Genomic DNA, 12,110 nt, shown 5'->3' on the forward strand with positions numbered 1-12,110 from the left:
CCCCATGCGCATCCTTGGAATCGACCCCGGTCTGCAGACCACGGGATTCGGCGTGATCGACGTCGACGGCCACCGCCTGGCCTATGTGGCCAGCGGCACCATCCGCACCACGGGCATCGCGCTCGGCGACCTGCCGGGCCGGCTCAAGCTGCTGTTCGACGGCATCTCGGAAGTCGCCAGCCGCTACCAGCCCGACACCTCGGCCGTGGAAATCGTCTTCGTCAACGTCAACCCCCAGTCCACCCTGCTGCTGGGCCAGGCACGCGGCGCCGCGCTCACGGCCCTGGTCAACGCCGGCCTGCCGGTGGCCGAGTACACGGCACTGCAGATGAAGAAGGCCATGACCGGCCATGGCCGCGCGGCCAAGAGCCAGATCCAGGAAATGGTGCGCCGCCTGCTGCAACTGCCCGGCCTGCCCGGCACCGATGCCGCCGACGCCCTGGGCCTGGCCATCACCCACGCCCATGCAGGCGCCGCCATGACGAAGATGGCCGAGGTCACGCAGCTGCAGCGTCGCCAGCATGCGGTCTACAAGGGCGGCAGGGTCTACTAAGCTCCCTGTGTCGCCCCGTTGCAAAAAACTGGCGGCACCCAAAGCGAAAGATGCCGAGCAAGAGCCGCCTCGCGGCGATGGCATCGTCCCCCTCCCTTGCGAAGCAAGTAGAGAGGGGGAAGGCGCGCAGCGCCTCAGGGGGTGCTTCTATCTCAGACGATGCGTCCAAAGAACAGCACGGCGAAGAAGGTCACGCCGGCAATCACGGTCCACTTGAGGATGATGAAGCCCCAGCGCTTGTAGCGGGGCTGGCCCGTGCCCAGGTAGAACGCAAAGGACACGGCTGACGCCAGCAGCAGCACGGTGGCCAGCCAGCGGAAGATCAGCATGGCGGCGCCCGCCTCACCAGGCCCGCGCGGGCTGGGCGAAGCCCTTGGGCGCCTGGCGCTCGCTGTCGAAGCTGACCAGTTCCCAGGCGTCGGGCTGGGCCAGCAGGGCGCGCAGCAGCTGGTTGTTCATGCCGTGGCCCGAGCGGAAGGCGCTGTAGGCGGCCAGCAGGGGCCTGCCGATCAGGTACAGGTCGCCGATGGCGTCCAGGATCTTGTGCTTGGCGAACTCGTCGTCGTAGCGCAGGCCGTCGCTGTTGAGCACCTTGTAGTCGTCCATGACGATGGCGTTGTCCATGCCGCCGCCCAGCGCCAGGCCGTGGCTGCGCAGCATTTCCACGTCCTTGGTAAAGCCGAAGGTGCGCGCGCGTGCGATGTCGCGCGTGTAGTTGTCCTCGCCCATGTCGAACTCCACACACTGGCCGGTGGAGTCCACGGCAGGATGGGCGAAGTCGATCTCGAAGCGCAGCTTGAAGCCGTGGTACGGGTCAAAGCGTGCCCACTTGAGGTTCTGGCCCTCGCCCTCGCGCACCTCGACGGGGCGGATGACGCGGATGAAGCGCTTGGGCGCCTTCTGCAGCTCGATGCCCGCGCTTTGCAGCAGGAATACGAAGGAGGCGGAGGAGCCGTCGAGGATGGGCACTTCCTCGGCGGTGATGTCTATGTAGATGTTGTCGAGCCCGAGGCCGGCGATGGCCGACATCAGGTGCTCCACGGTATGCACCTTGGCGCCGCCCGTGCCGATGGTCGAGGCCATGCGCGTGTCGGTGACGGCTTCGGCGGAGATCGGGATGTCCACGGGCTCCGGCAGGTCCACGCGACGGAACACGATGCCGGTGTCGGGCTGCGCGGGACGCAGCGTCAATTCGACGCGCTGGCCGCTGTGCAGACCCACGCCCACGGCACGGGTGATCGTCTTGATGGTGCGTTGTTGGAGCATCCGGCTATTTTAAAGTGCGGCAGCCGTGCGCAGGGCATGGCCCTGGCACGGCATTCGCTATCACAACCATGCAGCGACCGTATCGGCCGCTGCTCAGTCAGCCTGCTTGCGCAGGAAGGCCGGGATTTCCAGATCGTCCATGCCGCCGGAGGCCAGGGCATCGACGCGGGCAGCGGCCTGCGTGCGGTTGGTACGCCAGACGCTGGGCACCGACATGTTGTTGGCATAGTCGGCGCCGCCAGCGGCACCGCCGACCAGGCCGCCGGCTGCCGTTGCGGCACCCATGGAGGCCGAAGGCAGCTGGTAGCTCATGTTGTCGGTACCGGTGCGCAGACCGCCCTGCACCACCTGCATGTTCTGGCGGCGTGCGCTGGGGCGCGACAGGCCGGTGGCCACCACGGTGACGCGGATCTCGTCACCCAGGCTGTCGTCGTAGGCAGCGCCGTAGATCACATGCGCATCGGGCGAGGCGTAGGCATTGATGGTGCTCATGGCCAGGCGCGACTCGGACAGCTTGAGGCTGCCCTTAGCGGCCGTGACCAGCACCAGCACGCCCTTGGCGCCCGACAGGTCGATGCCCTCCAGCAGCGGGCAGGCCACGGCCTGCTCGGCAGCGATGCGCGCGCGGTCGGGGCCGGCGGCCTTGGCCGTGCCCATCATGGCCTTGCCGGGTTCGCCCATGACGGTGCGCACGTCTTCGAAGTCGACGTTCACATGGCCGTACTCGTTGATGATTTCGGCAATGCCGCCCACGGCGTTCTTGAGAACGTCGTTGGCATGGGCAAAGGCCTCGTCCTGCGAGATGTCGTCGCCCAGCACGTCCAGCAGCTTCTCGTTGAGCACGACGATCAGCGAATCGACGTTGGCTTCGAGTTCGCTCAGGCCGCTGTCGGCGTTGGCCATGCGTCGGCCGCCTTCCCACTCGAAGGGCTTGGTGACCACGCCCACGGTGAGGATGCCCATTTCCTTGGCCACGCGCGCGATCACGGGCGCAGCGCCCGTGCCCGTGCCGCCGCCCATGCCGGCTGTGATGAACAGCATGTGCGCGCCTTCGATGGCAGTGCGGATGTCGTCCTCGGCCAGCTCGGCGGCTTCGCGGCCCTTGTCGGGCTTGCTGCCCGCACCCAGGCCGCTGCCACCCAGCTGGATGGTGCGGTGGGCGCTGCGGCGCAGCAGCGCCTGCGCGTCGGTGTTGGCGCAGACGAACTCCACGCCCTGCACGTTGCGCGCAATCATGTGCTCGACGGCATTGCCGCCGCCGCCGCCAACGCCGATCACCTTGATCTGCGTACCCTGGTTGAATTCTTCAACTTCAATCATGTCGATGGGCATGTTGGTTCTCCTGTAGCTCTCTGTAAGTGGTCACCACCGTCTGGGGAAAATTCTGTCTTCTGTCCGGTATTCGGAAGCCGGTGGGCGGGCCGGTAATGCGCAGTCGATGAAAGCACATATCAAAAGTTCCCCACGATGAAGTCTTTGAAACGGCCAAAAGCGGTCTTCATCGACCCACTCTTTTGTGCCACCTTGAAACCGCGCAGGCGAGCCAGGCGGGCCTCTTCGAGCAATCCCATCACGGTGGCGGCGCGGGGTTGAGCCACCATGTCAGCCAATGCGCTCGAATACTTGGGGATGCCGCGGCGCACGGGCTTGAGGAAGATGTCCTCGCCCAGTTCCACCATGCCCGGCATGACGGCGCTGCCGCCGGTCAGCACGATGCCCGAGGACAGCACTTCCTCGTAGCCTGAATCGCGCACCACCTGCTGCACCAAAGAAAAGATCTCTTCCACGCGCGGCTCGATCACGCCGGCCAGCGCCTGCTTGCTGATCATGCGCGGGCTGCGGTCGCCCAGGCCCGGCACTTCGACCTGGGCGTCGGGGTCGGCCAGCAGCTGCTTGGCATAGCCGCTTTCGACCTTGATGTCCTCGGCGTCCTTGGTGGGCGTGCGCAGCGCCATGGCGATGTCGCTGGTGATCAGGTCGCCCGCGATGGGAATGACGGCCGTGTGCCGGATGGCGCCGCCCGTGAAGATGGCCACGTCGGTGGCGCCCGCGCCGATATCGACCACGGCCACGCCCAGCTCGCGCTCGTCATCGGTGAGCACGGCCTGGCTCGATGCCAGCGGGTTGAGCAGCAGCTGCTCGACCTCCAGGCCGCAGCGGCGCACGCACTTGATGATGTTCTCGGCCGCGCTCTGCGCGCCCGTGACGATGTGGATCTTGGCCTCCAGGCGGATGCCGCTCATGCCGATGGGCTCGCGCACTTCCTGGCCGTCGATCACGAATTCCTGCGGCTCGACCAGCAGCAGCCGCTGGTCCGAGGAGATGTTGATGGCCTTGGCCGTCTCCATCACCCGCGCCACGTCGGTGGCCGTGACTTCCTTGTCCTTGATGGCCACCATGCCGCTGGAGTTCAGGCCGCGGATGTGGCTGCCGGTGATGCCGGTGCACACGCGCTGGATCTTGCAGTCGGCCATCAGCTCGGCCTCCTTCAGCGCCTGCTGGATGCTCTGCACCGTGGCGTCGATGTTGACCACCACGCCCCGCTTGAGTCCGTTGCTCGGGGCCACGCCGAGGCCGGCGAGCTTGAGTTCGCCGTTGTACAGGACCTCGGCGACCACGACCATGACCTTGGCCGTGCCGATGTCCAGTCCGACGATCACATCTTTGTATTCTCTTGCCATATCAGCATCCGCCCCCGGTTGGTTCTGTCCTGTCGCTGTGTCGCTGCTTGGTGTGCATGTACATAGGTCTGTCCTCCCTCGTCTTCAGCGTCGGGGACGCACTGCAGCCGGCGCCTTGGCCGTGCCGGTGGTCACACCGCGCAGCCTCAGCGCATATCCGTCTTCGTAGCGCAGGTCGGCCGACTCGATGGCGTCGGCCTTGCGCTTGTATTGGGTCGTGATCTGGGGCAGCGTGCGCACGAAGCGCTGCACGCGCTGCAGCACTGCCTCCACGCTGCCGCCACCCAGTTCGATCTGTGCGTCGTTGGCCAGCCTGAGCTGCCAGCTGCCGCGCGCATTGAGCGTCAGCCCGTCGATCTCCACATCCAGCGGCCCCAGCGCCGGCACCAGCAGCCGGTACATCTGCAGCATCTGCGGGGCGCTGTCCTCGGGGCCCTGCAGGCGCGGCAGGCCGTCGCGGTCCAGCTCGCCCAGGTTGGCCTCGAAGACCTCGCCGAAGCTGTTGACCAGGCCGGTGCCCGAATCAGGCCCCCAGAAGGCCTCGGCCACATGCTCGTGCAGGATGACGCGCAGGCTGTTGGGATAGTCGCGGCGCACCTGCGCCTCGCGCACCCAGGGCACCTGCTCGAACGCCGCCTTGGCGGCCTTGAGATCCACGGTGAAGAAGTTGCCCGTGAGCACCGGCGCCACATTGGCGCGCAGCGTCACCGCGTTGTTGTGCACCAGCTCGCCCTCGACCACGATGCGGCCGATGTTGAAGGCCGGATGGCGCAGCGCCCACCAGCTCACCGCTGCCAGCCCCAGCGCAGCCACGCCCACGAACAGGACCGTGGCGGTCACGTTCATGAGCTTGACGTCGAAGGGGGCCGGCAGGGAGTAGCTCATGCGTGCTCCTGCTCCGGTTGCGCGTCCAGCGCGGCGCTGGCCAGGATGCCCAGGCACAGGTTTTCGTAGCTCACGCCGATGGCGCGGGCCGACATGGGCACCAGCGAGTGGCCCGTCATGCCCGGCGAGGTGTTGATCTCCAGCAGGAAGGGCTTGCGGTCGCTGGCGCGGATCATGATGTCGGCGCGCGACCAGCCGCGGCAGCCCAGCGTGCGGAAGGCCCGCACGACGATGCGCCGGATCTCGGCCTCTTCCTCGGCAGGCAGGCCGCTGGGGCAGTGGTACTGGGTGTCGTCGGTGAAGTACTTGTTCTGGTAGTCGTAGTTGCCTTCGGGCGCGACGATGCGGATCACGGGCAGGGCGTGGGCGCCCTCGCCGGTTCCAAGCACGGGGCAGGTGGTCTCGTCGCCTTCGATGAACTCTTCGCAGAGCACTTCGGGGTCGTACCGGGAGGCCAGCACATAGGCCTGCTCGCATTCCTCGGCTGTCCAGACCTTGGTCAGGCCGATGGTCGAGCCCTCGCGCGAGGGCTTGACTATCATGGGCGCGCCCAGCGCCTGCAGCGCGGCGCGGGTCTCGTCGGCGCTGGCGACCAGCCGCCAGTCGGGTGTGGGCAGACCCTCGAAGCGCCAGATGCGCTTGGTCATGATCTTGTCCATGGCGATGCTGGAGGCCATCACGCCGGGGCCCGTGTACGGGATGCCCAGCAGCTCCAGCGCGCCCTGCACCGTGCCGTCCTCACCGTAGCGGCCATGCAGCGCGATGAAGCAGCGGTCGAAACCGTCCTTCTTCAACTCGCCCAGGTCCCGCTCGGCGGGGTCGAAGGCATGGGCATCCACGCCCTGCGACAGCAGGGCCTTGAGCACGCCCGTGCCCGACATCAGCGAGACCTCGCGCTCGGCCGAGCGGCCGCCCAACAGCACGGCCACCTTGCCCAGGGCCTTGACATCGATCTGGGTGCCGAAGCTGCTCATTGCGCAGCTCCCTGCTGCGCCTGCAGCTCTTGTTTCTGAAGCATTTCAACCAACTTTCCGGGCACGGCGCCAATCGAGCCGGCCCCCATGCACAACAGCACGTCGCCATCGCGGGCGTGGGCGGCCAGGGCCGCCGGCAGCTCGGCAACGTCTTCCACAAAGACCGGCTCGACCCGGCCGGCCACGCGCAGGGCGCGCGCCAACGAGCGGCCATCGGCCGCCACCACCGGCGCCTCGCCGGCCGCATAGACCTCGGTCAGCAGCACGGCATCGGCCAGGCCGATGACCTTGACGAAATCCTCGAAGCAATCGCGCGTGCGGCTGTAGCGGTGCGGCTGGAAGGCCAGCACCAGGCGGCGGCCCGGGAAGGCGCCGCGCGCAGCAGCCAGCGTGGCCGCCATCTCGACAGGGTGGTGCCCGTAGTCGTCGATGACGGTGAAGATGCCACCGTCCGCTGCAGGGAGTTCGCCATAGCGCTGGAAGCGCCGGCCCACGCCCTTGAAGCTTTCGAAGGCGCGCAGCAGCGCCTCGTCGGCAATCTCCAGCTCCATGGCGACGGCCACGGCCGACAGCGCGTTGAGCACGTTGTGCTCGCCCGGCAGGCTCAGCACCACGTCCAGGTCGGGATAGCTTTGGCCGTTGCTGCGGCGCACCGTGAAATGCATGCGGCCGGCCTCGGCGCGCACGTTGAGGGCGCGCACCTGGGCGTCCTCGGCAAAGCCGTAGGTGGTCACGGGGCGGGCCACCTGGGACAGGATCTCGCGCACGGCCGGGCTGTCCACGCAGACGATGGCGCGGCCGTAGAACGGCATGCGGTGCAGGAAGTCGACGAAGGCGCCCTTGAGCCGGCCGAAGTCATGGCCGTAGGTTTCCATGTGGTCGGCGTCGATGTTGGTGACGACGGCCATCACGGGCAGCAGGTTCAGGAAGGAGGCGTCGGACTCGTCCGCCTCGACCACGATGTAGTCGCCCTGGCCCAGCTTGGCGTTGGCGCCCGCGCTGTTGAGCTTGCCGCCGATGACGAAGGTCGGGTCCAGCCCGGCCTCGGCCAGCACGCTGGTCACCAGGCTGGTGGTCGTGGTCTTGCCGTGGGCTCCTGCGATGGCGATGCCCTGCTTGAAGCGCATCAGCTCGGCCAGCATGAGTGCACGCGGCACGACGGGGATCTTGTGCGTGCGCGCAGCGACCACCTCGGGGTTGTCGGACTGCACGGCGGTGGAGGTGACGACGGCGTCAGCCCCTTCGATGTTCGCGGCCGCATGGCCGACGTGGGTGGCAATGCCCAGGCCTGCGAGCCGGCGCAGCGTGGCGCTGTCGGACAGGTCCGAGCCCGAGACGGCGTAACCCAGGTTGTGCAGCACCTCGGCGATGCCGCTCATTCCGGCTCCGCCGATGCCGACGAAATGGATGTGATGAATGGCGTGCTTCATGCGGCCAGTTCCTCACAGGCGGCGACCACCTCGGCGGTGGCTTCGGTCTTTTGCATTTTCTTGGCTTTTCCAGCGCGCTCCAGCAGCGTCGCACGCTGCATATTTTGTAGCATTTCGGCCAGGCTTTGGGCAGTCAGTGCGCTTTGTTGCATCAACCATCCACCACCGGCATCGACCAGGAAACGCGCGTTCGCGGTCTGGTGGTCGTCCACGGCGGCCGGGAAAGGCACATAGATGGCGGCTGCGCCCACGGCCGCGATCTCGGTCACCGTGCTGGCACCGGCGCGGCAGACGATGACATCGGCCTCGGCAAAGGCGCGCGCCGTGTCGTCGATGAAGGGCGTCAGCTCGGCCTGCACGCCTGCCGCCGCGTAGTTGGCGCGCAGGGCGTCGATCTGTGCGGCGCCGCTTTGGTGGAGCACGACGGGGCGCACATCGGCCGGTATCAGGGCCAGCGCCTGCGGCACGATCTCGTTGAGCGCCTTGGCGCCCAGGCTGCCGCCCACCACCAGCAGGCGCAGCGGACCGCTGCGGCCCGCAAAGCGCTGCTCGGGCGCGGGCTGCTCGGTGAAGGCCTGGCGCAAGGGGTTGCCGACCCAGCGGCCCTTGGGGAACACGTTGGGGAAGGCGGTGAAGATGCGGTGGGAGACGCTGGCCAGCACCTTGTTGGCCATGCCGGCCACGGAGTTCTGCTCATGCAGCACCAGGGGCTTGCCGGCCAGCACGGCCATCATGCCGCCAGGAAAGCTGATGTAGCCGCCCAGGCCCACGACCACGTCGGGCTTGACGCGGCGCACCACGGCCAGCGCCTGCCAGAAGGCACGCAGCAGGCGCATGGGCAAAAAGGCCAGGGTCATGATGCCCTTGCCGCGCACGCCCGAGAACTCGATGGTCTCCAGCGGGAAGCCCTGGGCCGGCACGATGCGCGACTCCATGGAGCCGGGGGCGCCCAGCCAGCGCACGTTCCAGCCGCGCTCGCGCAGCGCCTGGGCCACGGCCAGGCCCGGGAAGATATGGCCGCCCGTGCCGCCGGCCATGATCAGGGCCGTGCGCTGGCGTTGCGTGCCTTGAGAGGTGGACTGCGTCATGCATGCCCTCCCTTCATCAGCAACTTGTTCTCGTAGTCCACCCTTAACACCACCGCTATCGCTATCAGATTCATGAGGATGGCCGACCCGCCGAAGCTCATCAGGGGCAGCGTCAGTCCCTTGGTCGGCAGCGCGCCCAGGTTCACGCCCATGTTGATGAAGGCCTGGAAGCCCATCCAGATCGCAATGCCCTCGGCCACCAGGCCGGAGAACACCCGGTCCAGCGCAATGGCCTGCCGCCCTATGAGCATGATGCGGCGCGTGAGCCACAGGAAGGTGACGGCGATCAGGAGCACGCCGACCAGGCCGAATTCCTCGCCGATCACGGCCAGCAGAAAGTCGGTGTGCGCCTCGGGCAGCCAGTGCAGCTTTTCGACGCTGCGGCCCAGGCCCACGCCGAAGATCTCGCCGCGCCCGATGGCGATCAACGCATGCGACAGCTGGTAGCCCTTGCCCAGGGCATGCTTTTCATCCCAGGGATTGAGGTAGGCAAAGATGCGCTCGCGCCGCCATTCGGAGGTGGCGATGATGAGCACGAAGGCCAGCACCACCAGGGCCGCGATCAGGAAGAACATGCGCGCGTTCACGCCGCCCAGGAACAGGATGCCCATGGCGATCACCACGATCACCATGAAGGCGCCCATGTCGGGCTCGGCCAGCAGCAGCACCCCGACCAGCACCACGGCCAGCCCCATGGGCAGCACGGCGCGGAAGAAGCGCTCCTTGACCTCCATCTTGCGCACCATGTAGTCGGCCGCATAGATGAGCACGGCGAACTTGGCCAGCTCGGACGGCTGGAAGTTCATGATGCCCAGGGACAGCCAGCGCCGCGCGCCGTTGACCACGGTGCCCACGTGCGGGATCAGCACGGCCACCAGCAGGACCAGGGACACCAGGAAGAGCTTGCGCGCCATGCGCTCCCAGGTGGCCATGGACACCTGGAAGGCCAGCAGCGCGCCGACGAAGGCCATGCCGATGGACATGGCATGGCGCATCAGGAAATGGGTGGGCGCGATCTTGCCGAAGCGCGGATTGTCCGGCATGGCGATCGATGCCGAATACACCATGACCAGGCTCCAGGCCAGCAGGCCTATGACCACCCAGATCAGGGCCTGGTCCAGGCCGAGCACGCTGGCCGGCGTCTGCGTGGGCCGGTGGTACTGGGGACCGCCCAGGCGCACGGGCAGCACGTCGATGGCCTTTTCCTGCGCGCCTCCGAACCAGGAGCGCATGCGGCCCAGGGCCTGGTTCATGGCGTTCATCGCGCTCATGCAGCACCTCCGAGTTCATGCCCGGCATCCAGCGCCAGCGCGCGCACGGCATCGACGAACTGGTGGGCCCGGTCCTCGTAGTTGCGGAACATGTCCAGGCTGGCGCAGGCGGGCGACAGCAGCACGGCGTCGCCTTCATGGGCGCGCGAGGCGGCCAGCTGCACGGCATCGGCCATGGTGGTGGCATCGACCAGGGGCACGCCGCAGTCCTGCAGCGCAGCGCGGATGCGGCCCGCGTCGCGGCCGATCAGCACGGCGGCGCGCACGTGGCGCGACACGGGTGCGGCCAGCGGAGAGAAATCCTGGCCCTTGCCGTCACCGCCCAGGATGACCACGATGCGGTGGTCAGGCCCCAGGCCCGACAGCGCGGCCACGGTGGCGCCCACGTTCGTGCCCTTGCTGTCGTCGTAGTACTCCACGCCGTTGACGCGGCCGATGGGCTGGACGCGGTGCGGCTCGCCCCGGTACTCGCGCAGGCCGTAGAGCAGGGGCGCCAGCGTGCAGCCGCCCGCGCTGGCCAGGGCCAGGGCGGACAGGGCATTGATGGCGTTGTGCCGGCCACGGATGCGCAGCGCGTCGGCGGGCATCAGGCGCTGGATGTACAGGTCTTCGGCGTTCTTGCCCTTGGCGGTTTCGTCGGCCTCATGGGCGCGCACCAGCCACGTCATGCCGCTGACCACTTCCAGACCGAAGTCGCCGGGGCGGCGCGGCATGTCGCCGCCGAAGGTGATGTGGGCGCGCTGCTGGGGCTTTTGGCGCTTGCCCAGCGGCACCACGGGTGCCGGCAGCATGCGCATGACCTCGGGGTCCTCGCGGTTGAGCACCATGATGCCGCTGCTGCCGAAGATACAGGCCTTGGCATCGGCATAGGCGCGCAGGCTGCCGTGCCAGTCCAGGTGGTCCTGGGTGATATTGAGGACGGCGGCGGCCGTGGGCTCGAACATCTGCACGCCGTCGAGCTGGAAGCTGGACAGCTCCAGCACCCAGGCCTGGGGCAGCGTTTCGGCATCGATGGCCTGGGTCAGCGTGTCCAGCAGCGTGGGGCCGATATTGCCCGCCACCGCCACGCGCAGGCCGGCATGCTCCAGCAGTTGGCCGGTCAGCGAGGTGACCGTGGTCTTGCCATTGGTTCCGGTAATGCCCAGCACGGTGGGACGGTAGCCATGGGCTGCGGCCAGGGCCTTGAGCGCCATGGCGAAGAGATCGAGTTCGCCGCCCACGGGCAGGCCCTGGGCCCGGGCCGTGTCGACCACGGGCGCCACGGCGGCCGGGCTCAGGCCGGGCGAGCGGTAGACCAGCCCCAGGCTCTGGCCGTCCACCAGCTGGGCCGTGAAATCTCCGGGCACGAAGCGCGCCTGGGGCAGTTCGGCGGACAGCTGTTGCAGCTGGGGCGGCGCCTGCCGCGTATCGGCCACGATGACTTCGGCGCCGCAGCGCACGCACCAGCGCGCCATGGCCAGGCCCGAGGCGCCCAGGCCCAGGATGAGCACGCGCTGGCCCTGCAGGTGCTGGGCCTGCTCGCCGGGCCAGCCGGCAGCCACGGGTGGCAGTACCTGTTCGGCTTCAACCGCCTCTTCGGTGGCGACCGGGGTGACCTCGGCGTCGGAGGAATCCGAGATGCTGGGGTCGGCAAAGATCTGGGCCACGAAGGCAGCGGCATCCCTGGCCGCCGTCAGCGTGGAGATGTCGGGTACAGGCTCGGTCATCGCCGCAGGGGCTGGGGCTGCCTCAAGCCCAAGCGCCTGCGAAGGCTCCGCAGCCAGCGGCTGCTCTGCGCCTTCCAGAGCCGCAGCCGGCGAATCGTCCAGGACCGGATCCGCGACCGGCTCGTCCGCCCGCTCACCGGCAGACTCCGAGGCAAAGTCGGCCCCCTTGGCCAGTTCGGCATGCAGCGCCGGGACAGCGGGCTCGCCAGCCGGCAGCGCAGGAGGTTCGGTCTTGAAGTCTTCGGTGTTCATGGAC

The 12,110-nt window shown here is 68.0% G+C and carries 11 protein-coding genes; 1 reads left to right on the forward strand and 10 read right to left on the reverse strand.

Features of this window, described 5'->3' with window-relative positions:
- Positions 1-4 precede the first annotated feature (4 nt).
- Positions 5-553 (forward strand): crossover junction endodeoxyribonuclease RuvC, encoded by a 549-nt coding sequence (gene ruvC, locus ACF8O7_RS05505; RefSeq protein ID WP_016448023.1) that lies wholly within the window; start codon positions 5-7, stop codon positions 551-553.
- A gap of 152 nt (positions 554-705) precedes the next feature.
- Here ruvC and ACF8O7_RS05510 read toward each other — a convergent pair whose 3' ends face one another.
- The 10 genes from ACF8O7_RS05510 to murD form a co-directional block, all read right to left on the reverse strand.
- Positions 706-882: a hypothetical protein gene (locus ACF8O7_RS05510; protein WP_016448025.1), complete on the reverse strand. Its 177-nt coding sequence runs from the start codon at positions 880-882 to the stop codon at positions 706-708.
- A gap of 13 nt (positions 883-895) precedes the next feature.
- On the reverse strand, positions 896-1,819 hold the full coding sequence (gene lpxC, locus ACF8O7_RS05515; protein WP_012203406.1) for a UDP-3-O-acyl-N-acetylglucosamine deacetylase: 924 nt from the start codon (positions 1,817-1,819) through the stop codon (positions 896-898).
- 93 nt (positions 1,820-1,912) lie between these two features.
- Positions 1,913-3,151 carry a cell division protein FtsZ gene (gene ftsZ, locus ACF8O7_RS05520; RefSeq protein ID WP_392442682.1) on the reverse strand — a complete coding sequence of 413 codons (1,239 nt, stop codon included), beginning with the start codon at positions 3,149-3,151 and terminating at the stop codon, positions 1,913-1,915.
- A 119-nt stretch (positions 3,152-3,270) separates the two neighbouring features.
- Positions 3,271-4,500, reverse strand: coding sequence for a cell division protein FtsA (gene ftsA / locus ACF8O7_RS05525; RefSeq protein ID WP_012203404.1), 1,230 nt, complete (start codon positions 4,498-4,500; stop codon positions 3,271-3,273).
- 84 nt (positions 4,501-4,584) lie between these two features.
- Complete coding sequence (locus ACF8O7_RS05530; RefSeq protein ID WP_016448028.1) at positions 4,585-5,385, reverse strand: cell division protein FtsQ/DivIB; 801 nt, start codon at positions 5,383-5,385, stop codon at positions 4,585-4,587.
- Positions 5,382-6,359, reverse strand: a complete 978-nt coding sequence (locus ACF8O7_RS05535) for a D-alanine--D-alanine ligase (protein WP_017404614.1) — start codon at positions 6,357-6,359, stop codon at positions 5,382-5,384. The genes ACF8O7_RS05530 and ACF8O7_RS05535 overlap by 4 nt, the downstream gene beginning before the upstream one ends.
- A complete protein-coding gene (gene murC / locus ACF8O7_RS05540) occupies positions 6,356-7,789 on the reverse strand; it encodes a UDP-N-acetylmuramate--L-alanine ligase (protein WP_016453132.1) in 1,434 nt (477 codons plus the stop codon). The genes ACF8O7_RS05535 and murC overlap by 4 nt, the downstream gene beginning before the upstream one ends.
- A complete protein-coding gene (murG, locus tag ACF8O7_RS05545) occupies positions 7,786-8,877 on the reverse strand; it encodes an undecaprenyldiphospho-muramoylpentapeptide beta-N-acetylglucosaminyltransferase (protein WP_016448031.1) in 1,092 nt (363 codons plus the stop codon). The genes murC and murG overlap by 4 nt, the downstream gene beginning before the upstream one ends.
- On the reverse strand, positions 8,874-10,139 hold the full coding sequence (ftsW, locus tag ACF8O7_RS05550; protein WP_017404612.1) for a putative lipid II flippase FtsW: 1,266 nt from the start codon (positions 10,137-10,139) through the stop codon (positions 8,874-8,876). The genes murG and ftsW overlap by 4 nt, the downstream gene beginning before the upstream one ends.
- A 5-nt stretch (positions 10,140-10,144) precedes the next feature.
- On the reverse strand, positions 10,145-12,106 hold the full coding sequence (gene murD / locus ACF8O7_RS05555; RefSeq protein WP_126312867.1) for a UDP-N-acetylmuramoyl-L-alanine--D-glutamate ligase: 1,962 nt from the start codon (positions 12,104-12,106) through the stop codon (positions 10,145-10,147).
- Between the last annotated feature and the right edge of the window lie 4 nt (positions 12,107-12,110).

Origin of the sequence: Delftia sp. WSY_16, assembly GCF_043104415.1 — a bacterium.
GTDB classification, from domain to species: domain Bacteria; phylum Pseudomonadota; class Gammaproteobacteria; order Burkholderiales; family Burkholderiaceae_C; genus Comamonas; species Comamonas tsuruhatensis.

What these genes read in the sequence shown, in the direction of transcription:
- ruvC (WP_016448023.1), top strand. Translation starts at nt 5, where the DNA reads ATGCGCATCCTTGGAATCGACCCCGGTCTGCAGACCACGGGATTCGGC.
- ACF8O7_RS05510 (WP_016448025.1), bottom strand. Translation starts at nt 882, where the DNA reads ATGCTGATCTTCCGCTGGCTGGCCACCGTGCTGCTGCTGGCGTCAGCC.
- lpxC (WP_012203406.1), bottom strand. Translation starts at nt 1,819, where the DNA reads ATGCTCCAACAACGCACCATCAAGACGATCACCCGTGCCGTGGGCGTG.
- ftsZ (WP_392442682.1), bottom strand. Translation starts at nt 3,151, where the DNA reads ATGCCCATCGACATGATTGAAGTTGAAGAATTCAACCAGGGTACGCAG.
- ftsA (WP_012203404.1), bottom strand. Translation starts at nt 4,500, where the DNA reads ATGGCAAGAGAATACAAAGATGTGATCGTCGGACTGGACATCGGCACG.
- ACF8O7_RS05530 (WP_016448028.1), bottom strand. Translation starts at nt 5,385, where the DNA reads ATGAGCTACTCCCTGCCGGCCCCCTTCGACGTCAAGCTCATGAACGTG.
- ACF8O7_RS05535 (WP_017404614.1), bottom strand. Translation starts at nt 6,359, where the DNA reads ATGAGCAGCTTCGGCACCCAGATCGATGTCAAGGCCCTGGGCAAGGTG.
- murC (WP_016453132.1), bottom strand. Translation starts at nt 7,789, where the DNA reads ATGAAGCACGCCATTCATCACATCCATTTCGTCGGCATCGGCGGAGCC.
- murG (WP_016448031.1), bottom strand. Translation starts at nt 8,877, where the DNA reads ATGACGCAGTCCACCTCTCAAGGCACGCAACGCCAGCGCACGGCCCTG.
- ftsW (WP_017404612.1), bottom strand. Translation starts at nt 10,139, where the DNA reads ATGAACGCCATGAACCAGGCCCTGGGCCGCATGCGCTCCTGGTTCGGA.
- murD (WP_126312867.1), bottom strand. Translation starts at nt 12,106, where the DNA reads ATGAACACCGAAGACTTCAAGACCGAACCTCCTGCGCTGCCGGCTGGC.